Below are 25935 nucleotides of genomic sequence, written 5' to 3' on the forward strand. Positions count from 1 at the left end.
TCACTCCTATTAATCTTGCTGAGCTACTACTTTACTCAGTCATAGTCCTTTTAGCAGCCTTGACTAACCCATCTAACCAGCTTTGGTGACCATTTAGCATCGGATTGGGTGTTTGATTAGCTAAGTCTTTAGCAGGCTGTCCAACTTGCGATTCTTGTGTTAATAATCGAATCCGGCCATCTGTCAATTTTTCAATTAAGAAAGCGTGATAGACATCAAATTGAGTATCTGCATCACCATTTTGCCAGCCATGCCATGCTAGTCGTGCTGTTTCACCATCCGTCGGTTCAACGAGTTCCATGACCTGGGCATCGATAGGAAAACCAAATGTATCAAATCGGAAATGTTCCGCAAACTTTAGTTCAGTATTCGTTTGATCATCCAAAATAATGTTAGTCGCATTGTCATAATACGTCGTCCACTTCGATGTATCGACTAAATTTTTCCAAACAGCCGCTAAAGTCACACCGTCTGTAATGACCTCGTTTGACACGAAATTATCAGTATGCCCTGGTAAATAGTCCGTTGACCAATTAATTGATTTCATTATTAATTCCTCCATATTCGCGTTAAAATTTTATTCTAGCTAGCAAATTAACATCATGACATCTCATTGACCATTCACTAACTTTGAATAAACTTAGCTTATATGCTGGAGCTGACTCCAGGACAAGGATAAAGGACACTCATCAGTTTTAGCTTAACAAATTCTTAATATTGCTTTCTAAAACGAACCTAATTTCAACATGACGCTTATTATATTTTATCTGACTCTAACGCTCGAATAATTCGACATCAAAAAAAGCTGGTCGCCAGAATATTGATTCTAGCGATCAGCTTTTCATTACCCTTAACAAATTAGTTTTATTGCATGTGCAATAAACCCATCTTGTCCATGGTTTCCGCAATCTGAACTGAGTTCCAAGCAGCACCCTTTAAGAGGTTGTCGGAAACGTTCCACATGTGGAAGGCTTGTGGCGTTTCTTGGTCAGGACGAACCCGACCAACGAACGTGTCTTTAGAACCTTCCGCATTATGCGCTTGCGGATAAATTTGGTTATCAGGGTCGTCTTGTAAGACCACGCCTGGTGCAGCTGCCAAAGCATCTTGAATGCCCTTGACGGTTGCCTTAGGATCTTCAACTTCAAAGTAAACTGATTCGGAGTGACTCACTGGCACCGGAATCCGCACACAAGTTGCCGTTACTTTGATATCCTTACTGTCCATGTCGCCGCCACACATAATCTTTTTGGTTTCATGGATCATCTTCCATTCTTCATGGGTGTAGCCATCTTCTTCAAACACGTCAATTTGTGGTAACGCATTGAAGGCAATTGGATAATGCTTCTTGTCGCCCGCAACAGGTAAGATATGAGCTTCCATCTCTTCACCTTTTAAGTAGGCTTCCGTCTCATCATGCAATTCCTTCAAGGCCCGGTTACCAGCACCACCAACGGCTTGATAGGTTGAAACAATGACCCGCTTCAAACCAAATGCCTTGCGCACTGGTTCCAAAGCAACGACCATTTGGATGGTTGAGCAGTTCGGGTTAGCCACGATTCCATGATGAAGCTTCAATGCTTCAGGGTTAACTTCAGGAACAACTAACGGAATCTTTGGGTCCATCCGGAAAGCACTTGTATTATCAACAACTACGGCACCCCGTTTGACTGCTTCAGGGGCGAACTTCTTAGATACTGAGCCACCCGCTGAGAAGAGGGCTAAATCAATTCCTTCGAATGATTCAGGAACGGTCTCTTCAACAGTTAAGGCTTGACCATTGAACTGTAATTGTTTACCGGCTGAACGGCTTGATGCCAAAAGTTTAACTGAGTTGACAGGTAAACTCGTCTGTTCCACCATTTTGATCATCCGCGCGCCAACTGCACCAGTTGCACCGACAATCGCGACGTTATATCCACTCACTATGAAGACCTCGCTTTGATAGTTATTGAAACCTCATTATAGCACGTTTGTAAAGATTAGAAAATAATGAGTTCCATCCGACCATAAATTAATCTGTCACTGATTGCACTGCCAGCTGTTTTGCACACGCAGATCATCAAAAAAGTAACCGTTACCATCGTTAATTAAACAGTCATTTAGCTGTCGCCTATTTTGACGTATAATGAACCTAATTCAAAGGAGGCCGCGCCATGTGTACCAGCTTAACTTATCTTGATACTGACAATCACCGCTACTTCGCCCGCACCATGGACTTTCCAACAACGACACCTTGGCGGCCAATTTTTTTGCCGCGCCGTTATCCGTGGCCAACTGGGTTAGCGACGACGCGTATGACGCAGTATGCCATTCTCGGTGGTGGCCGGCTACCTGACCACTTTAAGGCTTGTTTGATGGCTGACGGCATTAACGAAGCTGGTTTGATGTGTGCTGAACTGTACTTGCCCCACGCCGTTGAATACGCCACTCAACCACAAGTCAACCAAATTAATTTAACACCTCAAGCCTTCATCAACTGGGCTTTAGGTGAACACCAATCAGTCGCAGCCGTGATCGCCGATCTGCCAAGTGTTAACCTGGTCGGTGCGTCCTGGGGTGATGACACTGGTGAAGTCTATCCCTTTCACTGGTATCTCAGTGATGCACACACCAGTGTCGTCATCGAACCCACTGGTGGCCCACTGACTGCGCAACCGAATCCAGCCGGCGTCCTGACCAATACACCAGTCCTAAGCGACCATCAGCGCCGACTAAATCTTTATTTAGCAATATCTGGCAACCAGATTACAACTGCCACTCGTCAGGCTGCTCAGCACGTGATTCAGACTAAGCAACCATTACCGAGCGGGCCGATTCCCACTGATCGTTTCATTCACATGGCACTTCGACGACTGGGAACACCGCAGTTAGCACCGCAACAAGTGCCGACCACTTTATTCCGCTGGTTACAAGAAGTAAGCTTGCCATACCACGCCGACCGTCGCCATCTCATCAGCCACAACTACACGCACTATCGTTGTTTGATCACGTTAGCGACTCGTACTTACCGCTTTATTCCACGCACGACTGGTCACGAACAACGACTGACACTAACACCTGAAATGGCAGCAACCTGGCGAACACCGTACCTCTTCCCTGCCGATTGAAACTAAAAAATCACGATGTTGAGACTGAACTCACATCGTGATTTTTAATTAATGACGCTGCTTCAAAAAATGATCAAATTCCTGATTGATTGCCGCTCGTACTTGGGGCTCATGTAAATCAGCTTGCGCTGCATTCGGACCACCCGTAACTTGACTAACCACTTGCAAATAGCCGAACAAGACCTGGCTGGGATCAAGATGATACTGCTTGGCTAACGTCACGGCTAGATCATAACGATCAGGTCCTAATAAACTTGAATAATCCATTATGCCGTCCCTCCCTTCGCCTGTTCTAGCTGGCGACTCATCCGTAAGTAGGCCAAAAAGTGAAAAATGATGCCACCTGCTAGTAAGATTGCACCTAACCATACCGACCAAAACGTTGCCACGATGGCTAAGCCATAAATCGTGACACTTCGAACCGGATCAAACTTAATTGCGGCATAAAAAGCCATTGAGATTCCCGGCTTCTTTAGATCCTGGTGATGATGCAGATAAGCGTACATGAAATAAAATGTCGCCGAAATAAACAGGGCAACCAAATCATAAACGATAAATGCCGTTTGCATATCCTGTCGATTACCAGTTGTCAACGCATCTGCCACTAATGACATCGGGTAATCCAATAAGGTGATACTAAAGAGCATTAATAAGTTTAGCATATTAACGTTGCGATCAATTCGTTGTAGCATGTTGAAATAATCATGATGAAATAACCACAGCGTGCCAACGTAGAAATACGAAAAGACGTACGACAAGATCAACGGCCATTGCGCTAATAGTGCCGCCAGTAAATGTCCCGGTTGGTAATCGGGAATGTGAAATTCTAAGACTAAAATTGTAATTAAAATGGCAAAAATACCATCACTGAACGCCTGAAATCGATCTGTTTTCAAAATCAGCACCTCCCACAGCGTTTTAGGATACCATAACTCACAAGTAATTACTGTAATTAACTTTTCAAACTGACGACCAAACCGCTTCTCTAACACCTGATATGGTAAGATTAAGTCAAAATAAAGTAATTGATGTGGGGGCGTCAAGACGAATGCGAAAATTATTAAAACCAAAGTGGTTGTTCTTATTTTTCTGGGGAATCGTGGTGTTTGCAAGTATTCTGATTTTACCGAACATTACCACGTTTGTGAATGAACAAACCGCAATGCCACAAGATGCAACAACGAGTCCTAAATATCAACAACAATGGGGTCACGGGTTAACCAACAGCCAGTCCTTAACGTTAGTCTTCAACAATTCAAATGGTAAATTATCCAAACAGCAACGCCAACAAATCTCCACGACCCTAGCCAAACTTAATCGCCGAGCCGATGATTATGGCATTAACCAGCTTCGAACGCCAACCGGTATGACTAATGACCGGCACTTATTACGTTCCAATGATGGTTCCACCGAATTAGCCCTTGTCGCCGTTCAGACATCCCGGGCTGACCTATCTGTGATTGCAAATCAACTTAATAATGCGATTGCAATCGCCGACCTCAATACGAGTGTCACCAGTACGGACTTGATCTACCAACAACACGTGCAACAACAACGTCGCAACTTGCTGATTAGCATGCTTGTCGGTAGTCTGCTCAGTTTAATCATTCTCGGCCTCATCTTCCGCTCACTGTTAGTGCCATTACTGAACTTACTGTGTCAAGTGGTCACTCTGATCACAACGATTAGCTTTATCACTAACGCGCGTTTAGCTTGGCATTGGCCACTGACGGCTAATGCGCTGAGCCTTGCTGGTCTAATCAGTTTAATACTGACTAGTCTATTGACATAGCACTTTATGTACGCGTATTGGCAATCGAGCGCACCAACCGCACCGACCACTGTCAGTCTCAAAATTCTGACACTTCAATATCGACAGTGGGCACTTGTTTTTATCCCATTAATACTCATAACCATCACTTTACACTGGACTGCCTTCATCTCATTAGCCGCTGCTTGGGCCATTACTGTAGCGCTTGGAATCACCTTACTGGCGGTACCGCCGCTCAATTACGCCTTTACCGCTTGGCTCGGTGATAATTTATTTTGGCCAGGAACAACGGCTTGGCCGACCCGTCCACGCAATCTATGGGGCCAATTGAGCAAGTTCGGCTACTGGCAGCCAGCGCTTGGGAGCTTGGCCGTCGCACTGTTACTACTCCCCGGCCTCATTCTTGCTAACGGCCAGTTTGCCGATGACAACTTACGACCCTGGCGCCAAAATCAGCTTAGTAATGCTGAATTAGGTCAGCAATTAGTCCAAGCTCACTTCGGTACCGGTGCCACGGCGCCAATCACAATTACACTACGAGCACCGCAGAATTTAACGCAGCAGCAATCATTACAAACAATCGATCACCTGACGACTAAACTGCGGGCCGTACCAAATGTGGCTCAAGTCATCTCAGTGACCCAGCCCACCGGCCAACCACTAAGTAATTTCTACGTTAACCAGCAACTTGCGACTATCAACATTGATTTGGCTGGTAAACTGACGAGTATGGCGAAACTCAAGAGCCAACTCACGACTGACCAACAAAGTCTGGAACAAGCAGCGACTAGTCGCCATACCAAGTCGGTCGACCAGTTGTCCGACCGCATCAATGATTTGGCTGAACTGAATGATCAAGTGCAACGGCAATTACAGGCTATTGACACGACGCTAACGACATCAGCTGAGGCTGAACCCGATTTAACCAAAGTCAATCAGCAGGTCACCAAGTTAGATCACCTGACTGACCGCATGACAACCGCACTAAATCACGTGGTAACGGCCCAAACTACGGTCGCAACCGAAGCTGGACACGTTGATCAGCGTGTTCACCACGTCAACCAATCATTGAAGCAGACCGTTCAACCCTTAACCACCTTACTCGCTTCACTGAAAAATACGAAGACCTATCTACATGATTTAGCCGCTAGTCAAGTTGGCCGGAGTTTTTACCTGCCTGCTAACGCGGCTACTAATCAGGCCTATCAAAACAGTCTTTTTACTAATATTAGTAGTGATTTAAGCATGACACAGCTAACGGTCACTTTGAAATCAGCGCCGGCTAGTGCGGCTAGTCGCAGGACCCTGCAACGACTTCAGGCAGTCACCCACGACAGCCTACTCGCCACGCCCTTAGCGCACGCCAAAATCCTAACAACCGGGGTAACACAGCAACAGCACTATCAGCATACCCTGATTGCGACCCACGCACTGAGATGGCTCACACTCGGATTAATCATCGGCATAGTTGTTTTATGGTTCGGCCTGCGTTCATTGACCTTCAGTCTGTTAATGACCGCGTGCCTAACTGGCGTGACGTTAACTAGTTGGGGTTGGACTCAGTTAATATTAACACGCTGGTTGCAAACCGGGCCGCTCAGTAGCAGTGTCTTGCTTGGTAGCTTGATGTTGTTGACACTGCACTGGCTAATGATTACCACCGCAACCAGTTACCGTCAAAGTTGGTTACGACACTTGGAACCCACTCAACTGCAGCAACACTTTTATACTAGTGGACGATTTGTTTGCCCGGTAACAATGATTGAATTGACCTACTTACTGCCACTGCTTTTGACGACCGCACCAACCTTAAAGGGGCTTGCACTCATGAGTCTCATTGGGATTACGATAAGTAACCTCATCGTTCCATTGGGATTTTCAGGGTGGACACGTTGGGCTAATGAGCCACCAGCTATAGCCACGCTTTGGCAGCACTTTCGCCCATCATCTACCAACCGCTAGCAATTGATTAGCCTAATCTTTGAGTAAAAAAAATTGCTTTTCCAGACGTCAAATCTGGAAAAGCAACTTTTTTACAATACTAAATTGAATCGTAGCAAACTGCCAGTCGTTTATACTTAATGATTGTGTGAGCACCGGTAATCTGATAGTCACCGCTGACTAACTCAATATCGTCATACTAGCAACGACAAAGACTAATAAGGTCATCGCCATCCGCCATTCACTGTGCCAAAGATTTTGCGTGTGCCACCACACAGCTAACAATCTCCACATCAGCTAACTAGACCATATTGCTTAATCGTAACTCACACGATGATTCAAATTTATTGATTGAAATTCTGAACTGACCCCGTAAACAATGTTAGCTCTACACATAACCAAAACAATGCCCCAGAAACCATAAAATTTCTGGGGCATCATCAATCCCTACATGATACTTTAATAAATCAATTCATGCGTCTTCAAGCACGACGGCGATAACCGATTCCCACCGCGGCAATTAACAAGCCCAAAAGCCCGGCAAAAATCACCCAAATCGGCGACTGCTTCTCTCTGGTTTGCGGCAAAGTTCCGTGGTTATAGCCAGCTGATGTGCTTTGGTCACTACCAGTTGGCGTTCCAAAGCCGTTCATACCAGTTGTCACACCATTATCCACAGTGCCACCAGCACCATTGACACCCGTGCTTGGTTGCTTGATCAGTCCTGGTAATGCCGGTTGACCTAATCCAGATTGTCCCGGTTTAGGTGCAGCGGGTTGGCTTGGACCGGGTACAGCTGGTCGTTCCGGTTGTGGCGCGGTTGGCCCCGTGGTTCCAGGGTTACCTGGCTCAGTCGTTCCTGGTTCGCCTGGTTTGCCTGGTTGGCTTGGTTCAGTCGTTCCTGGTTCACCCGGTTTACTTGGCTCAGTCGTCCCTGGCTCACCTGGTTTACTTGGTTCAGTTGTTCCTGGTTCACCTGGTTTACTTGGTTCAGTCGTCCCTGGTTCACCTGGTTTGCTTGGTTCAGTTGTTCCTGGTTCACCCGGTTTGCCTGGTTCAGTTGTTCCTGGTTCAGTGACCGGTTCATCAGTTGCTGCTACCGTTACCACTGCCGTTTGATTCGGCTTGATTGTAAATGATAACGGTGCCGCATTAAGCTGATAACCACTAGGCGCTTTAGTTTCAACAAATTGATAATTGCCCGCGGTCAGACCTGATACGGTAAGTTGACCAGTGGTATCCGTCGTTAATCCCATCTTGAGCACTTTGCCAGTGGCATCTTGCAATTCATAAACGGCCCCAGCCAATGCCGCCTTGGTCGTGGCATCAGTCTTGGTTAACGTGACATCACCAGTTGTCGGCACAACTGGTTGCTTGACATCATCCTGACTTACCTGAAAAGCAACCTCTGGCTTAATACCGCCGAGAGTAAATTTTACTGGGGTGGTATTAAGTTCATACCCAAGCGGAGCCTTGGTTTCAACGAACTGATAATCACCAGCACGTAGATTTTTGACAATCAATTGTCCCTGCGAATCAGTCGTCAACCCAGTTTGGATTACCTTGCCCGTACTATCTTGCAATTCATAAACGGCTCCAGCCAACACGGCCTTGGTTGCCGCATCATGCTTCGTTAATTCGATGGTATAGGTCATCCCTGCTGTTCCATTGCCACCATAGGTAATATCGGCCGTCGCATCAACGCCTAGTCCGTCCAGTGCAGCCGTATTATGCCATTTAGCTGTGTCAGCCGGATTAAAATTCTCAACCTTAGTGTTATAAGTAATCACAAACGGCGAATGAATGTTGTTAAACGTAAAAGTAATCACGTTACCATTAGTTGCAACAGTCGGTGTTAACGGTTGCTGTGGCACTTGGATACCATTGATAATTTGCACGGCCTGTGCCGCAACCGAATCTGAAATGAATGTCTGATTGGGCCCTAGCGTATCTGTAACCACACCCGTCGAGTTATTGCCCGGTGTCACGGTAATGTGCCACCCCAATACCGTTGGCGCACCATCACTTCCCGACGAAACAACCAAGCCACTTTTAGCAATTTCGGCTGATCCTTCCGTCGCCGTCGCATTGCCCTTCGCATTCATGCTCAATGTGCCAGCCCGACTATTGAGTGTACCCAACGCATCCGTAAACGTGATCGTCCCAGTACTGGCACCTTTCGTATACGTAAACGTGCCCAAGGTTTGCCCAGCAGAATCTGTTAACGGCATCACAACATCATGATCGATACTGACGTACGTTGGAATCTCAACGGTTGCTGTATCACCGGCCTTAATCACTTCAGAATCTGGAATACTCCAATGATACGTTAATTGGTAGCCAGCCTTATCATTCAACGTACTTGTGTCAGTAACGGGCTTGCCATTCGCATCAAGTACGATGGCATTGCCAGCCGTTAAACCCGTAACACTGATTTCTTTAGCATGTGCAGTACTCCCCAGCATAAATAGCGCTAATATTACCGTCAACATGCTTAGCATATACCCAACTAGCTTTCTTCGCATACGCTCCTCCCCCATTCAAAAAAAGCTTTGTCTTTGTCATTCTCACAACCCAACACACCCTCACAGTCGCGTATGATTGTCAGGGTCGGCCACCAGTTAGTGATTCACGCTAATCAGCTCCATATGTACAATACTGCAACCAACTAGTTTACTACGAATCAAAACTTTTATTTGCGAACTATCCGAACTAATCGTTTAGCAAAAAAGGCCTCTAGAACTATGCCTAGAAGTCTACCGGAAATTCCATTTACATTGTCTCGCTAAAAACAGCCACAAAGCTAAGCCTTAAGTTGAAGGCCCCTTTATTCTGGAATATGACTCGAATCAACAACCTAACCAACTGAAAGTTACGCCAATATGCTTACGATAATGCCAATATCATCGTCTGATGTCGCAAACCCGCCTCCATAAACGGGCGCCCTTGTGGCTGATACCCTAATTGTGTATAAAACCCTTGTGCAGTGACTTGAGCGCCTAGTACCAACTGTCGCCAACCACGGCTCAGCCCATCCGCTGCAATACGTTGAAGCAATTGCCGTGCATAGCCCTGCCCTCGCGCCGCTTTCAACGTAGCAACTCGTTGAACATGCCCCGTCCATTGGTCGCTAGGTGTCACTCGCGCTGTGGCTACCGCCTGCTTTTGATCATCATACAAGACGTAGTGCCACGTCGCTGGAGTGACCATATCAATTTCCAAAGTTTCATCGATATGTTGTTCCTGCACAAAGACTGCCCGCCGGATTGCAATGGCATCCGCATAAACTGATGAATCAACCTGGTTACTCATTTTTATCTGCATCACGTTATCACCCGTTCTTCTGAAATACTTTGAGAATACGCGTTTCACCGGTTATCGTCAAACTAACTCGAAACGAAATTAACGCATTCTTAAAATTGTTAGCGATTACGAGTTCCGATGTTATGTTAAAATGATTTGATGACTGGTTATCGAGTCATATCCAAATTTGTTAAAAATGAGGTCTTTATCGATGTTTACCAAATTTCGCCAATACGTTAACACGCGAATTGGATTTTTTTGGCTACTAGTCTTCTTATTCTGGGCCAAAACGATCTATGCGTACTTAACCGAATTTTCACTAGGCGTTGCCGATCCACTCCAGGCATTCCTGATGCTCGTGAACCCGATTGCAACGACGGTCTTTCTGTTTAGTCTGGCGTTCTACATTCGTAAAACCGGTGTATATTACTATATTTTGCTATTCATTGATGCACTCGACACCATTTTACTGTATGCCAACGTTATCTACCATCGTGAATTCACGGATTTCATGACTGTTAGTACGATTACCGGCGTGTCCAAGGTCAGTCAGGGACTTACCGGCTCATCGTTAGCCCTAGCGAGTTGGGGCGATGTTCTTTACTGGGCGGATATTATTGTCATTCTGGCCTTGGTCATTCTTCATCGGATTAAGCAAGACACACGACCAATTAAGAAACACACGGCCTTTGCGTACACCTCTGCCGCGATTGCAGGTTTCGGTCTTAACTTGACCTTAGCAGAATCCAACCGACCACAACTACTAACCAGAACGTTTGACCGCACTTATATCGTCAAATATCTTGGTATAGATGCTTTTACAGTCTATGATGGTATCAAGGATGAACAGACCAATCATCAACGCGCCAGCGCAAAGAAATCAGAATTAGATACCGTTAAAGATTATACTGAATCACACTATGCCGCGCCAAACGCTAAGATGTACGGTCTGGCGAAGGGTCGCAACGTCATTGTGATTCATTTAGAAAGTTTTCAACAATTTCTGATTGATCAGAAAGTCAACGGTAAGGAAGTTACGCCGTTCTTAAATAAACTGTATCATAGCAACTCAACTTACAGTTTTAAGAACTTTTTCCACCAAGTTGGTCAAGGGAAAACTTCTGATGCCGAAAATATGCTTGAAACTAGTACTTACGGGCTCTCAACTGGCTCATTATTCTCCCAATTAGGCTCAGATAATACGTTCCAGGCCGCTCCCGCGATTCTAAACCAACGGGCCAATTATTCCTCCGCCGTCTTCCACGGTAACGTGGCCAGTTTCTGGAATCGAAATAACACGTATAAGAATATGGGGTACCAATATTTCTTTGATGCCAGTTATTTCGATACGACTGGTGATAAATCAACTGGATATGGTCTAAAGGATAAGCTGTTATTTAAGAATTCAGTTCAGTATCTTGAACGGCTACAACAACCGTTCTACGTCAAATACATCACGGTAACGAACCACTTCCCATTCACACTTGATAAGGAAGACACGACGTTTAAGACAACGGATACTAGTGATTCCGCCATTAACGGTTACTTCCAGACCGCCCACTACCTCGATCAATCCGTCAAAGAATTCTATACCTACTTGCAAAAGGCTGGTTTATTAAAGAATTCGATGATCGTACTCTATGGTGACCACTACGGCTTATCCAACAGTGAAAACTCGACCTTGGCACCTATTCTTGGTAAATCTGCGGACGATTGGACTTCCTTTGATAGCGCCCAGCTTCAACGTGTGCCATTCATGATCAATATTCCAGGAATCAAGAGTGGTAAAGTCGAATCGACTTATGGCGGTGAAATTGACGTCCTACCAACGATTCTGCACTTACTAGGGATTTCAAGCAAACGTTATATTCAGTTTGGGACCGACCTCTTCTCTAAACAACACGATAGTACCGTTGCGTTTAGAAATCGCGATTTCGTCACGTCTAAATACACCGTCCTTAGCGGCAAAATTTATGACAACGCAACTGGCGAAACGATTGATGATGATGAGGCAGTTCAGAAGACTGTTGATAAAGATCAGAAGAAAGTCGACAAAGAATTAAGCCTCTCTGATTCACTTAACAATAAAAATTTGTTACGTTTCTACACCCCTAAGGGCTTCAAGAAAGTCGACGCTTCTAATTACAATTACGCCGATGGCCTTGAAAAAGAAATTCAGATTCAAAATAAATTAGCTGGCAAGTCAACCAGTCTCTACTCGAAGAATGGTAATAAGTCAACAGACTCGTTGTATACGACCGACGCACCGGAAGCTTCGCATAAGAAGACTGATTCTACTCGTATCAAGATTACCAACCCTGATGATACGGATAGTACCACGACTAGCTCTAGCAGTTCCAAATAGCAACAAGCATTCCATTTACAATGCAAGGCGCGACGGCAATTTATTTGCCATCGCGCCTTTTTATGATCTCCTTTAAATATGACGCTGCCCTCACCCATCTGGCATCGTTTTCATGATAAAATACTGATTACGGCTTGTTTCATGCTTGCGCATTAACGATGATTACACGTGCCATCTCTTAAGTTCAGTGGCCGTTCATCAGCCATTCGCACGGATTACCGAAACGTGCTCGGTAGCCCCATTATGCTTAGTTGAAAGTGGTTTCCTAGAGTGACTAATCTAAGCAATTATTTAGATAAAAATAACTAACACAATGCGTGTTACAATAAAATTAATAATGACTTGATTCGTCAATGCCGGATCAAGGGAGGAGGCACCACGCATGGGCGCTTGGCGTTTTTGGTGGGATAGTACCCGCCGTTTTTATAAGAACTGGGGCAGTTACGTTGCCCTGATATTTAGTACCAATTTGGTCATTAGTTACCTAGCAATTCCTTTTTTTAATTGGGTGCTAGAAATGTTACTCAAGTGGCAACGGGTCAGTTATGTCTCGTACACGAATATCGGTAGTATTATTATTCACCAACCACTGGCCGCACTCGGTATGGTGGCGATCTTATTAGCCATTATTATTTTAGTTTATTGGCAATTTGCCTTTCTGCTACTGGGTATTATGAATATCTTTCGTGGTCGACCACAAACTGTGTGCGCGGTCTTGCGGTCAACGGTCACTAGTCTGACTGGCACCTCACCCAGCACTTTCTTATTCTTTATCGGCTATTTTATTGTGATTTTGCCATTTGGAAGTTTCATCTTTACAACACCATTACTCAACAAGGCCAAAATTCCAGCCTTCATTGTCAGCTATCTCATGGAAAACCCGTGGATGACGCTCGGCTTGGGGTGCTTCTACTTGCTGGCTGGTTACCTTGGAATTCGCCTAATTAGCCTATTACCGCTAATGATTGTCGATCGGCTTCCATGGAAAACGGCCGTTACTCGTAGTTGGCAACAAACGCGCCACCATCTTTGGCGCTACTTGTGGACCATGATTGTGACCTTATTTATGATTTTTCTGATCGTTACGACCATTTATACGTTGATTTACGTCGCCCAGCTTCAATTCGATAAAACAAGTTTTGCCATGGCCGCTGCCACTGTTAATCTCTTTATCATGGAAGCAATCACCGAAATTATTATTTGTTATACCACGGCCATCTTCATGATGTTAATTATTGTTTGCTATCGTCAAGACTTTACACTCCTCCGCCAACAACCGCAATACTTTAACGAGGCACCACGGTTGCGCAAATTGACCCGGGCGAGTGTTGCAATTGGCTTGCTGTTAGCAACAAGTTTGCTAGTTGCCGTTAATTTAGTCTACTTAAATGGACTAGTGATTACCAAGCCAATCATGATTTCCCACCGCGGCGTCGATAACGGAAACGGCGTGCAAAACACAATTCCTGCACTGATCAAGACCAGCAAGGAACATCCGGATTACGTTGAGATGGACATCCAAGTCACCAAGGACCATCAATTCGTTGTCATGCATGATCCAACCTTAAAAGCCTTAGCTGGCGTTGAGAAAAAGCCATCTCAATTAACATTAAAACAACTAGAAAAAATTACTGTTCGTGAAAATGGCTATCAGGCAAAGATTCCAAGTTTCGATGCTTACCTGAAAGCGGCTCACAAGCATCATCAAAAACTATTAGTCGAAATCAAGACCAGCTCGGCTTACACCGCCGCCGATACTAAACGGTTCATCGATCGTTATGGTGTGACCCTACTGGCTCATCATGACCAAGTCCATACGCTTAGTTTCAAAGTCATGCGTGACTTGAAACGCTTAGATCAAAAACAATTCGTTAGTTACATCTTGCCTTATAATCTCACGTTCCCGCATACAGTCGCGAACGGCTACACCATGGAGGTCACCACATTAAACGACCAATTCGTTGACAAGGCTGACCGCAATCACAAGACGGTTTACGCCTGGGACATTGATAATACGGACCAAATGGATCAAATGATGTTCATGGGCGTCACCGGCGTAGTCACTGATAATCTAACGGAAATGCAGCAAGAAGTTAAGAGCAACACCGACCATCCCAGCTATGCCAAACTCTTATTGACTTTTATGAATGAATTAAGTCTAACTAGCAACGAGTAATCCACATTATTTCAAAATTGCTGTCACAGCGAGTGCATAAATCATTCAGCAACCACGAAAATTCTGAATGATGTCGTTGCTGAAAAAGTGACTTCCAGCTGATGACGAATCGTAAGCGCCATCTGAATGCATAAGTGCATTTGGATAGCGCTTTTTTTGATCTGATTAGCCGTCGCGGTGATTGAGATGTTGGTAAAAAACTGTATTAAAGTGCGCAGCGCTCCGGGTTATCTGCCATTTTAATTTCTAAAGCGCACGAATGCCGATAGTTGATCAGCCACTGATTTTTAATACTTTTACCGCCAATTAGGTGCTCATATGGAATGACCCAGAAACAGGGTCTGAACCATGAAGTCCTTTGATGACAGTACGTTATCAGGGACGTCAATATTAGATAAAAACCAGAAAGAGCCATGAGTTATCATGACTCCGTAAGCAACAGATTGGTAGCAGTTCGTCCTACTTTTGCTTGTGTCTCAACACAACAACCGAAATACCCAAAATTCCAAGAACTATTGGAACATCGATTGCGGTAACCGGCAATCCAAATTGCGATAAAATGTAAATGAAGCATACTATTAATAAAACACCACCGTATTTTTTAAAAAAACCGATAATTACATTGTCTGGATAACGCTTTTTTAAATACAGTAATAGAAAAATAAAACACAAATAAAGTATCGTATGCTTCACAACACTTAGTGACATATAAAATCTAATCATCTAAACTAACACACCATCAATAATGGAACCTTTTGCCATAAACAGAATCATCCTCTCAAATTCTACGTTAACAACAGGCAGTATGTTACGAATTTATCTTAACAACAGCGTTTCTTTATCGTTATCAATTTTCAGTAAATTTTGTGTATTTTTTTGTACAAACTTATACATTGTAAAAGTTTAGCCGGAGCGACCGGTTGTTTTTTTATTTTAAGACACACCAAAGCTATCTAGATTAAAAAAACATTTGCCTTTCTACCACTTCATGGTACAACAGGCCGCCAATAAAGCGGGTTCTTAAAGGAACAAGCAAATAGGACGAGAAGCCAAGATTCGGTTTCTCGTCCTATTTGCTTGTATAGCGCCAGTTATATCGCAGCTCTTTTAAACTTACATTTTTTCAAACACGGTCGTACTATGCAGTGGACTCCGTCGTTCGGGATACAAGGTCATCATTAACTGATTGACCGCGTTAGGAGCTTCCCCGAAGCCACTGGCAATCAAGCCTAACTTGCCCGCGTAAGTCACCGTATCACCAATAGCCGCAATCCCAGGTACGTCGGTATTCATCTCCGTATCAACGGTGATGAGTCGGTGCGCCATGGTTGGGGTCACGTGCCAGTTTCGGATGACTTTATTATCCGCGATAAAGCCGTAGTTAACAATCAAATCATCAACGGCCAATGTTTCTTCAGTTGTGCCGCGAACCTCTTTCATCGTCAGCTGTAACTGTCCGGTAGCCGTCCCTGCAAGTTGCTTAATCAAAAATGGCGTCTTGATTTCAACGGAAGACGCTTTTAACAAGTCCACATTGTGTTCCATCCCACGGAACCGATCACGCCGATGCATGATATAAACGTGCTTAGCAACGGGTTCAAGCATCAAGGCCATATCGATGGCTGAGTCGCCACCACCCGCAACTAGTACCGTTCGATCCGCAAATTGCTTGACACTTGGAATGTGGTAGAATAATTGCTTATTCTCAAATTCAGCCGCATTATCGACTGCTAAGCGCCGGGGTTCAAAAGCCCCACTCCCAGTCGCTACGATAATCGCTTTGGAATGTGACTGCTGTCCACTCGCCGTGGTAATCGTGAAATCACCCATCGCTCCCGTGACATCCGTCACCGGGCTCGCCAATTGAATGTCAATTGGAAATTGTGTGAGTTGCTTTTCAAGTTGTGCCACCAGTTCACGGCCCTTGATTGCCGGATATCCCGCAACGTCATGAATGATCTTCTCAGGATACAAAGCCTGAACCTGACCCCCTAATTCGGGGAGACTTTCTAATAACTGAACCCGCGCATTACGCATACCAGCATAGAAGGCTGCAAACATGCCGACCGGGCCACCACCAATAATTGTTAAATCATATTCTGCACTCATCGTTTCCCAGCTCTCTTCTATGTAGACTTATTGCTTCTCATTCTAGTGGATTCGGCGAAGGTTTGCAAAAGCAATTTTTACTAATTCGACTATAATAGGATTCAAAGGCGAGGTGGATCAGTGATGCGACGAATTAAAATTATTAAAATCATGGCCATTATTAGTGCGACCCTGGTCGTAGGGATTGGATCCTATTGGCAACATCGCTTGACCCCATTACGAAAAACGCGGGTTGCCCAAACGAGTATTCCGACCATCTTCGTCGGTGGCGATTACGCGCGCGCATTTTCTACCGACGGCTTTGTGCACCGCTTAACCGCGGCACACCTGATGACGAAAGGATTGGTCGTCCATGTTAGTCACGCCGGCCACGTGACCGTCCAACAGTTCGGACCACTAAAAAACAACCCAACGATTCAGGTTATCTTTGCCGATAATCATCATGCGAAACGTCAAGCTCGGCAGTTTGCTACTGTCATGCAAGGGCTCGCAAAACGCTACCACGTGACCCGCTACAATGCTGTCGGTCACTCATCTGGAGGTAATATCATCTTTGATTATCTGACAGCGCAAGTCCCCCAGCGCGCACAAATCAATAAGTTTGTGACCATTGGCTCGACCTATCCGGGCTTGACCACTCAGCAGTTAAACCGGTTACCACGGTCCTTGCCGATATTGAATATTGCCGGCCATGTTTGGCATACAAGTGGTGATGGCGGCGTCAATTTACAAGCCGTACTTAAATTCAGCCATCAATTATTGGCAGCTGGTTGGTCACCAAAAACCCAAATCATTCACGGTAGTCCCCTGACCGCCAGCCACTCAATGTTGCATATCAATCCACAGGTCGACTTACTCATCATCCAGTTCTTGTACGGCAACTGATCAATTCATCGAGGCGTGCTGCCAATCAACCTGAAGCACGCCACACTTCTAATTTAACAGGATTCGGACACCCTTACGTCCCTTGGATGGGATGGCAAATGGTGTCTTTTCTGGTATCCTAAAACATCACATATCAGTTAATAACGCAATCACAAAAAAGTCTGCTAAATCTGGCCGCATACCGTTAGTTAAGCTAGCAAACGGTGTTTTGTCAGCGATTTTTATGTACAACGGTGGTAATGTATGGGTATATCTTAATGGAGGCGATTACCATGCGCAAAAAATGGCGATGGTTATTATTAGCACTTACTGGAATTTTCTTTTTGATGTTCGGGCCACCCTTAGTTAGTCAGGCCCGCAACGTAATTGAAGCAACGGGCAACGATGTTAATAGTGCGGTTATCAAAGATAGTAAGGGCAAGATAATGGCTCACGATGCACAATTGCCAGAAGACCAGGAATACACAGTCAATTACAACTGGCGCATCCCTGATAACCTCAAGATCAAGGTGGGCGACACGATGGCTTTCCAAGTCCCCGAAAACGTTCGTATTCCGCATGACGAGGCTTTTCCAATGAAAGGAACCACTGCAGGTACCATCGGAACCTTCTTCATTGCTGCCGGCGCACATACGGGTCTCGTCACATTTAATCAGGCCTATCAAACCAGACCACGTAATCGGAAAGGGTTTGTTCAATTGGACGCCTTCGGAACCGTTCCTAGTCATCCTGGTAACTTAGCCCCAATTTTATTAGAGAAATCAGCTGAATGGGCTGACGAAGCTAATCCACGGCGGATCAACTGGACAATTCGTGTCTTGCCTAATAACAATCAGCTCGTCGATCCCACCTTTGTTGATACGTTGAGTCCGAACCAAACGTATGTCAATGGCAGCGCCGTCCTACGCGATGAGACAGGTAATATTATTCCCGTCAATACGAGCGTGAATGGTAATCAATTGACGTTTAATGCCACAGGGTCGTTTACGTCAGAGTTAGCTTTGACCTACCAAACTAAGACTAACGAACCCACTGGCGACGCAACTTTTGAAAATAATGTCACCTATACTGACAAGAACAGCAACAAGGGATCCGCGACAGCCACGATTTCACGGCCAGTCACCGAACCAGAGAAACCTGGGACTACCGAACCAGAAAAACCTGGGACTACTGAACCGGAGAAACCCGGGGTCACTGAACCAGAAAAACCTGGGACTACTGAACCGGAGAAACCCGGAATCACTGAACCAGAAAAGCCGGGTACCGTCTCACCAGAACAGCCGAGTGGTCCTAAGCCCACCAATCCAGGAACCGTAACACCTGAAAAACCAACGGCCGTCACTCCAGCCGTTCCAAATGAGTCGTCTCCATCGACCCCCGAACCAAGCGTCAGTGGTAATCTGTCAGCACCTGCCAATCCAGCGACAAATTCGACTAACACGACCGCCACAACGGTTCCGGCAACTAATCCCTTACCAGCATCGGCAGCTACAGCTTTTGCAGGCTCAGCACCGATGAATAAGTCGTTGCCACAAACTAACGAACACTCGGCAAGTTGGTCAGTAGCTATCGGTCTCGCCTTATTGATTGGATTACTCGGTAGCGCTTTTGTCCTGACACGCCGAACTAAGCATCGGCATTCATAATTAGCTTGTCACACCGTCAAAAAAATGAGCTGCTCACGTCGCGTTGAACTGACGATCAACGGTGTGAGTAGCTCATTTTTTATAATTTCAACTTGCTTCTAGTAACACTGCGCGATACTTTGTTAGTCGGTCTCACGATCTAGTTGCTCCAGCGCCGTTTTTAATTGTGCTTGCGCACTCGCATCCAGTGAGGGATACGCTAATGGCAATTCCGACAGGCGTTGATTGATGATTTCCGAAACACAGAGCCGCGAATACCACTTACTATCCGACGGAATGACGTACCACGGTGTCGCTTTAGTAGCCGTCTTGGTGATAGCATCATCATAAGCACGCTGATAATCATCCCAATACTGCCGTTCCTGAATATCGGCAGCTGAGAATTTCCAGTTGTGACTTGGAATTTCAATACGGCGAATAAAACGTTGCTTCTGTTCCGCCTTTGACATGTGTAAGAAGAACTTGAGCACTAAGTAGCCGTTGTGTTGCAAGTAATCTTCAAAGTACCGAAGATCGTTAAAACGACGTTCAAAAAAAGCATCATCCACTTGTTTCTTATCGTTAATCTCACCGACGTGCTCATTCACAATAATTTCCGGATGGACTCGACTAACAAGTACGTCTTCATAATACGACCGATTGAAGATCCCAATCATGCCGCGTTTGGGGACCCGATCATGAATTCGCCATAAATAATCATGCGCAATTTCTTTAGTAGTTGGTTGCTTGAACGATGTGACTTCACAGCCTTGGGGGTTGACCCCACTCATGATATGGCGAATCATACTGTCCTTACCCGCCGCATCCATCGCCTGAAAAATGACTAAAACACCAAATCGGTCTTGTGCATATAACTTACCTTGCAGCTCAGTCAGTTGCTTAATATTCTTGGCGATTTGCGCCTTGATGACCTTTTCGTCTTCAAATTCTGGATCAACCGCCGTTGCTAATTTAGTTAATCCTAATTTTTGCTTTCCAGTATATCGGTAGTGCTTTTCAAAATTCACGTTCTAGCTTCCCCTCAATATTATCGATAATCAACTAATGTCGCTAGCGGCTGATGATCTGCTGGCTTGCCAGCAACGGCCGCTTTGCCAATTGAAACGAGCAATAGTGGCCGATACCGCTGGGCGTCAAGTTCCAAAATAGACGTGAATCCGGCAGCATCAAACCCGGTCATCGGATTCGTATCAAAGCCATGATCTTTAGCCACTAACATAAATTGCATCGCAATCAGGCCAGCATCTAGGGCGCCAATGGTCTCGTCACCAGTATCAAATTGTTGCCCCTGACTGGCCTGAAACGCTGGCGCTTGGTGTTGATTTTCACGATCCAGCACAAATAAGACGACGGCACTGGCCGTAGTTAACTGACTGGTATTACCAGTCGCGGCACACAACCGTTGTCGCAAGGCTGCATCCTCAATCACCAACGCCCGAATCGGTTGTTGATTCAATGCGGTTGGTGCCAAAAATGCGGTCTGTAACATCGCGGCCATTCCTTCACGCCCAATTTTAGTTTGGCCGTCATATTGCCGAACCGAATGGCGCGCATTCATGATTGCTTCTAATGGACTATTCGTCGTCATCAGCTTCACCTTCCTTAATTGTCAGTATAAAACAGCCTTCAACATTTCGCCAGTAAGCGTGGTCGTGAAATATTTCCGAACATTTTTCTGTTCAATGTTAATTTAATTCGCCGCTAGCCGTTGTCAGCATCAGCTGAAACGTTTACAATTAAAACATAGCTTTATAGCGCTTCAGACCTAATCAGGGAGGATGTTTTACATGGCAAAACGTAAAATGATTTTAGACTTAGACACCGGGATTGACGACGCAATGGCCATTGCCTACGCAGTCGGTGCACCCGACGTTGATTTAATTGGGATTATCAGTTCTTATGGGAACTGCCTAGTGGATCAGGCGGCGATTAACAGTTTACAAATTCTAGAACTACTAGGTGCCACTGACGTACCCGTCTTTCTAGGTGAACCCCACTCCAGTACGACGGAACACTTTGACGTTATGCCGATTTCACAGCAGATTCATGGCATGAACGGTATCGGCGACGTGAACCTTCCTGAACCGAAACGCGCCGTGGAAAAGCAGTCCGGTGTCGACTTCTTAATTGATGCCGTTCACCAATATGGCGCCGATCTGACCCTAGTGCCAACCGGTCCCTTAACCAACTTGGCCGAAGCACTCGAAAAAGCACCAGACATTGCCAGCACCATTGGTAATGTGACCTTAATGGGTGGTGCACTGACTGTTCCAGGTAATGTCAGTCACTACGCTGAAGCCAATATTAATCAAGATGCCGAAGCGGCCAACGCCGTCTTCACCAGTACGATGCCTCTTACGATGGTCGGACTCGACGTAACGTTACGGACATTATTAACCAAGACTGAAACACAACAATGGCGGGACTTAAAGACAACTGCGGGCGAAAAATTTGCTGACATTGTTGACTATTACATTGCGGCTTACGATATTACGAGTCCTGACTTACACGGTTGTGCCTTACACGATCCACTGGCAGTCGGCGTTTCACTCGATCCAAGTTTTGTCACCACGTTAGAACTGAATATGTACGTCCAGGCTAGTGGTGAAGATTATGGCCGGACAATTGGTGACCCTGCGCGACTCAATGACCCAACTAACGTCACGGTTGCGTTAACGGTCGACAAGGATCGTTATTTGAAGACATTCATGAATTACCTGACGACATTATTTAAAGCCCATTAGTTATATTTCATCATGGCAACCGGATCACAGAAGTTCGCTTCCGTGATCCGGTTGTTATTATTTATTTACAAGTCTGCTAATTTTTCATTTTTCCCCGGCAATTTATGTTAAATTAGCAGTATCACCATTCAGAAAGTAGGTATCGCCATGGCACAAAAATATTACGCTGTTCGTAAGGGACGCCAACCTGGTATTTACCGCACCTGGCCCGAAACTCAAAAGCAAGTTAGCGGTTATCCACAAGCACAGTACAAGAGCTTCACAAGCGAGAAAGACGCTCAGGATTTTATGGCTGGTAAGGCCCCAGCTCACTCAAAATCAATATCTAATCAAGCGCCGGTCAACGCAGCCATTACTGTTTATACTGATGGCGGTTCGCGAAATACCGGAAACGTTGCCGGTCAGCACGTGCACCAAGATGATAAGGCTGCCTGGGCTTATCGGATTGAAATGCCCGACCAACTCGTCACTGACTCTGCCGGCGAATGGGGTGCCACCAATAATCGCATGGAAATCATGGCCTTCTTACGAGCTCTTGAACAATTGCAACAGCTTGGCCAAACTAAGACTGGGATTCTGTTCGTACTTGATTCACAGTATGTCCTCAACGCAGTCACTAAGGGCTGGCTGGCTGGTTGGAAACGACGCGGCTGGAAACGCAGCAATGGTCCGTTAGTTAACGCTGAGTTATGGCGTGAAGTCGACCGGTTGCTTCCAGCATTCACTGCACTTAATTACCGCTGGACTAAGGGCCACGCTACCAATCAGGGCAATGTCTTTGTCGATCATTTGTTGAATCAAACTATGGATCAAATGCACGCTGGTCAGCCGGCCCAAGCCTCGACTGGTGCTAAAATTAGTCCACAGCCAGCTAAAACTAGTGTGCCACAGCCGGCTATGTCGAACCCAACACCAACTAAGTCTAATCAATCGGCCACTGTACGCTCGACACCAGCTGAAAAAAAGCCAGTTGATCCCGAACAAGTCGCCCGTTCAGTAGCGGCGATCAAGAAGATGCTACGCGATAACTAATCAAAAACTGTGACCCCAACATACTGATTGCTGGAACCGAATTCCGCAAGTCAACTGTTTGGATCACAGTTTTATTTCATTAAAATTTATAGCCAACCAATTTTTTTTAGTCCATTGGCGATGCCATCGTGATCACAATCGGTCGTCGTAATGTCTGCTAATGCTTTAATCTCAGCTTTCGCGTTACCCATAGCGACCCCAATACCGGCGCTCTGAATCATCTCTCGGTCATTATCATTATCACCAAAGGCCGCAACGTTACTCGAATCGACATTAAGTGCCGCTGCCAGTTTTGCAATTCCTTGCGCCTTAGATCCCACTTTGGGAATGATATCAACCCCGCGTTCATGAAAACGAACAAAGGAAAACTCATCTGGATGCGGCAACAATCGATTTTGGACATCCGGGTAAAACATCATGGCCTGATACACATCATGGTGCTGATAGTAATCAGGGGCATAATCCAACTCAGGTGCCCGAAACGTGTTCAACACCTGGCGCGTCGTGGTGGACGGATGTGTGTGGATATGTAGCCCATCCAGTGATTCGACCACAATATCAATATTCTGTTTATCCGCCGCCGCAACCAATTTGCCAACATTGTCTTTAGATAAGGTGTGTTGATAAATTTGTTGGCGACCAGCAAACGCTGCTGAACCATTGCACAGTACATAATCTTGTAATTGTAAGGCATTAATAACTGGCCGGGCCATCGCTAAATTGCGACCCGTGGCGATGGCTACATGAATCCCGTCATCTCTAAGTGCTTGAATACTTTCAATGGTGCTCGGTAATAATTGCTTATTGCGAGCCAATAGTGTGTCATCAATGTCAAAAACTGCTAATCTTGCTACCATATTAATTGCTCCTCCAAGTTATCGCGGGATAAATTCTGATTTAATCAATTCATGGGTACGGGTCTTGCCGATTGCCAATCGAAATGCTGACTGACCCAATGATTCTAGATGATGGTCGATCGTCGAAAACTTTAATAGTCGACTCGTCAGCAAGTTCTCCTGCCCAATCACTGGAATGGGGGCTAACCCGTGATCCATAAAATATTGATAGGCGCCCGCCCCAATATCATCGCCATTTGCAAAAATCGCGGCCACGCGAGACGCTTGATTGGCAAAATACTTACCAGCGTGGTAACCGTCTTCATAAGTGGCAGCACCGGTATAGAGTCGCTCGTCATCCAACTGACCATATACTTCGTGGTAGGCTCGCCGCGTAACCCGTGTACTAGCACTAATGACGTTATTACGGCTCAAAATAACGCCCATCGCCGCATAACCTTGTTGCTTCGCCCACCGTAATGCCGTAACATATGAAGCCATGCGGTCCGTATAAGCTGCGGCCAATGCCCGGTCATCACCTGGATCTTCACAACAGACGATTTGACCATACTTGCGGTAACGTTCCAGTGTATCCAGTGAACTACTACGTGACGTAAAAATCAGCGCATCATAGGCTTTACTTCTTAAGTCTTCTAAATAATGGCGTTCAATCGTCATATCATAATTAGTCGGTAGCAACATGATTTTATAACCCGCCGCAAAGCCTGCACTGACGATACCATCAACTACCCGTGCGAAATACGGGTGATTCGCATACGGTAGTACCACGCCAATTGTCTTCGTCCGCCCCCGACTTAAATCACGAGCGACCCGGTTAGGTACGTAATCCAGTTCTTGCATAATAGCCTCAACTTTGGCCCGTTTATCATCCGCAACGTACTTCTGATGGTTAATTACCCGCGAGACTGTCGAGACGGAATAACCCGATAGTCGCGCAATATCATGTATATTCGTCATCACAGAACTTCCTCTCTCAATTGATGATACCACGTTGTTTCATATAATTACCATAATTTATGAAACCGGTACCAGGTCAAGCTGATTTTACTCAGTTTTATGATAATCGTCGCTTTTTTCCAATATTAACCGTATGATACTAACTATGGAGGTCGATGACATGTCAATATTAATTGCCTTGCAACAACAGTCAGACTTTACTAGTACTGAACAGCGGATCAGTAGCTATATTCTGGCACATCTAGATCAAATGCCAACTATTCTGATCAAAGACCTAGCCGCTAAGACGTACACATCCCATTCAGCAATCATTAGGTTGGCCCAAAAATTGAACTACCGGGGCTTTCGCGATTTCCAACGGAAATTGACTGCCGAAAGCATTGCCCAGGCACATCAAGCCGCCACTGTGGATGCCAATTTTCCGTTCTCGGCGACAGATTCGGTCGCCACAATCAGCCAAAAGATGGCCGCCTTGAATATTCGGGCCATTCAGACAGCCCAGCAGCAACTTGATACGAACCAATTAGCCCAAGCTGCTGACTTATTGACGCGATCAAAACGAATCTTTATCTTCTCGCAAGGTGACTCACAACTACGGGCCCGTAGTTTTCAAAATAAACTCGTCAAAATCAATCGTTTTGCTATAATCGCCGAAGAATATGCTGACGAATCCTGGAACGCAGCCAACTTAACAGCTGATGATTGTGCTCTGATTATTTCATATGCTGGTACTACTAAAATCCATCAGCAAGTTGCCACCTATTTTCACGCTCATCAAATTCCCATGATTGTCCTAACAGGTAATCCACAATCACCACTCATCAGTCAAGCGACCCAGCACTTGCTCACCGTTCAGAGTGAATATAATTTTGCCAAAATCGGTACTTTTGCATCCCAAGCGGCGTTTGAATACGTCTTAGACAGTCTTTTCGCAGTCATGTATGCACATGATTTTCATCACCATTTACAAGACCTGCGACAAAAACAGCACCTAATCCAGGACGGCCCGCTCACCACAAAATAACACATCTAACGACTC

19 protein-coding genes and 1 pseudogene are annotated in these 25935 nt (G+C 45.5%); 9 read left to right on the forward strand and 11 right to left on the reverse strand.

All coding sequences use genetic code 11. From position 1 onward, the window contains the following. Positions 1-31: 31 nt before the first annotated feature. Positions 32-547 carry a polyketide cyclase gene (locus MMY95_RS00095; RefSeq protein ID WP_003644685.1) on the reverse strand — a complete coding sequence of 172 codons (516 nt, stop codon included), beginning with the start codon at positions 545-547 and terminating at the stop codon, positions 32-34. A gap of 317 nt (positions 548-864) precedes the next feature. Then, complete coding sequence (locus MMY95_RS00100; RefSeq protein WP_003642703.1) at positions 865-1926, reverse strand: aspartate-semialdehyde dehydrogenase; 1062 nt, start codon at positions 1924-1926, stop codon at positions 865-867. A 230-nt stretch (positions 1927-2156) separates the two neighbouring features. On the opposite strand from MMY95_RS00100, the gene MMY95_RS00105 reads away from it, so the two are divergent. Then, a complete protein-coding gene (locus MMY95_RS00105) occupies positions 2157-3110 on the forward strand; it encodes a linear amide C-N hydrolase (RefSeq protein ID WP_003646584.1) in 954 nt (317 codons plus the stop codon). Between the two features lie 48 nt (positions 3111-3158). On the opposite strand, the gene MMY95_RS00110 is transcribed toward MMY95_RS00105, so the two are convergent. Together MMY95_RS00110 and MMY95_RS00115 are read right to left on the reverse strand one after the other, a co-directional pair. Next, positions 3159-3377, reverse strand: a complete 219-nt coding sequence (locus MMY95_RS00110) for a hypothetical protein (RefSeq protein WP_003642701.1) — start codon at positions 3375-3377, stop codon at positions 3159-3161. Further along, the gene (locus tag MMY95_RS00115) at positions 3377-4153 is read right to left on the reverse strand and encodes a TMEM175 family protein (RefSeq protein ID WP_016527251.1); all 777 of its coding nucleotides are present in this window, start codon (positions 4151-4153) and stop codon (positions 3377-3379) included. The genes MMY95_RS00110 and MMY95_RS00115 overlap by 1 nt, the downstream gene beginning before the upstream one ends. A 5-nt stretch (positions 4154-4158) precedes the next feature. Between MMY95_RS00115 and MMY95_RS00125 the strand changes: the two are divergent. Next, positions 4159-6843: pseudogene (locus MMY95_RS00125) on the forward strand (MMPL family transporter). 461 nt (positions 6844-7304) lie between these two features. Here the strand turns inward: MMY95_RS00125 and MMY95_RS00130 are convergent. Together MMY95_RS00130 and MMY95_RS00135 are read right to left on the reverse strand one after the other, a co-directional pair. Beyond that, entirely contained in the window at positions 7305-9347 is a 2043-nt protein-coding gene (locus MMY95_RS00130; protein ID WP_241277440.1) for a SpaA isopeptide-forming pilin-related protein, read from the reverse strand. Positions 9348-9708: 361 nt separating this feature from the next. After that, positions 9709-10146, reverse strand: a complete 438-nt coding sequence (locus tag MMY95_RS00135; RefSeq protein ID WP_016527254.1) for a GNAT family N-acetyltransferase — start codon at positions 10144-10146, stop codon at positions 9709-9711. Between the two features lie 190 nt (positions 10147-10336). Here MMY95_RS00135 and MMY95_RS00140 point away from each other — a divergent pair, with 190 nt between their 5' ends. Together MMY95_RS00140 and MMY95_RS00145 are read left to right on the forward strand one after the other, a co-directional pair. Next, positions 10337-12490 carry an LTA synthase family protein gene (locus MMY95_RS00140; RefSeq protein WP_003646579.1) on the forward strand — a complete coding sequence of 718 codons (2154 nt, stop codon included), beginning with the start codon at positions 10337-10339 and terminating at the stop codon, positions 12488-12490. A gap of 382 nt (positions 12491-12872) precedes the next feature. Then, positions 12873-14666: a glycerophosphodiester phosphodiesterase gene (locus tag MMY95_RS00145; protein ID WP_241277441.1), complete on the forward strand. Its 1794-nt coding sequence runs from the start codon at positions 12873-12875 to the stop codon at positions 14664-14666. 1113 nt (positions 14667-15779) lie between these two features. On the opposite strand, the gene MMY95_RS00150 is transcribed toward MMY95_RS00145, so the two are convergent. Further along, positions 15780-16775, reverse strand: a complete 996-nt coding sequence (locus MMY95_RS00150) for an NAD(P)/FAD-dependent oxidoreductase (RefSeq protein ID WP_003646575.1) — start codon at positions 16773-16775, stop codon at positions 15780-15782. A gap of 123 nt (positions 16776-16898) precedes the next feature. Between MMY95_RS00150 and MMY95_RS00155 the strand changes: the two genes are divergently transcribed. Then, entirely contained in the window at positions 16899-17660 is a 762-nt protein-coding gene (locus MMY95_RS00155) for an alpha/beta hydrolase (protein WP_003642691.1), read from the forward strand. Positions 17661-17932: 272 nt separating this feature from the next. Continuing rightward, entirely contained in the window at positions 17933-19306 is a 1374-nt protein-coding gene (locus MMY95_RS00160; protein ID WP_241277442.1) for an Ig-like domain-containing protein, read from the forward strand. A gap of 122 nt (positions 19307-19428) precedes the next feature. On the opposite strand, the gene MMY95_RS00165 is transcribed toward MMY95_RS00160, so the two are convergent. Next, positions 19429-20313, reverse strand: coding sequence for a polyphosphate kinase 2 family protein (locus tag MMY95_RS00165; protein ID WP_003642687.1), 885 nt, complete (start codon positions 20311-20313; stop codon positions 19429-19431). Positions 20314-20333: 20 nt separating this feature from the next. Then, entirely contained in the window at positions 20334-20894 is a 561-nt protein-coding gene (locus MMY95_RS00170) for a nitroreductase family protein (RefSeq protein WP_003646573.1), read from the reverse strand. A 199-nt stretch (positions 20895-21093) separates the two neighbouring features. On the opposite strand from MMY95_RS00170, the gene MMY95_RS00175 reads away from it, so the two are divergent. Continuing rightward, positions 21094-22050 carry a nucleoside hydrolase gene (locus MMY95_RS00175; RefSeq protein ID WP_003646572.1) on the forward strand — a complete coding sequence of 319 codons (957 nt, stop codon included), beginning with the start codon at positions 21094-21096 and terminating at the stop codon, positions 22048-22050. 147 nt (positions 22051-22197) lie between these two features. Then, positions 22198-23082, forward strand: a complete 885-nt coding sequence (locus MMY95_RS00180; protein WP_003646571.1) for a ribonuclease H family protein — start codon at positions 22198-22200, stop codon at positions 23080-23082. A gap of 86 nt (positions 23083-23168) precedes the next feature. Here MMY95_RS00180 and MMY95_RS00185 read toward each other — a convergent pair whose 3' ends face one another. Both MMY95_RS00185 and MMY95_RS00190 read right to left on the reverse strand, forming a co-directional pair. Then, the gene (locus MMY95_RS00185) at positions 23169-23939 is read right to left on the reverse strand and encodes a Cof-type HAD-IIB family hydrolase (protein WP_241277443.1); all 771 of its coding nucleotides are present in this window, start codon (positions 23937-23939) and stop codon (positions 23169-23171) included. 18 nt (positions 23940-23957) lie between these two features. Continuing rightward, positions 23958-24896, reverse strand: coding sequence for a LacI family DNA-binding transcriptional regulator (locus MMY95_RS00190; RefSeq protein ID WP_241277444.1), 939 nt, complete (start codon positions 24894-24896; stop codon positions 23958-23960). Positions 24897-25056: 160 nt separating this feature from the next. Between MMY95_RS00190 and MMY95_RS00195 the strand changes: the two genes are divergently transcribed. Beyond that, positions 25057-25920: a MurR/RpiR family transcriptional regulator gene (locus tag MMY95_RS00195; protein ID WP_003644694.1), complete on the forward strand. Its 864-nt coding sequence runs from the start codon at positions 25057-25059 to the stop codon at positions 25918-25920. Positions 25921-25935: the final 15 nt, after the last annotated feature.

Source organism: Lactiplantibacillus sp. ME-2, from assembly GCF_022549155.1.
In the GTDB taxonomy this organism is placed as follows: Bacteria; Bacillota; Bacilli; order Lactobacillales; family Lactobacillaceae; genus Lactiplantibacillus; species Lactiplantibacillus plantarum.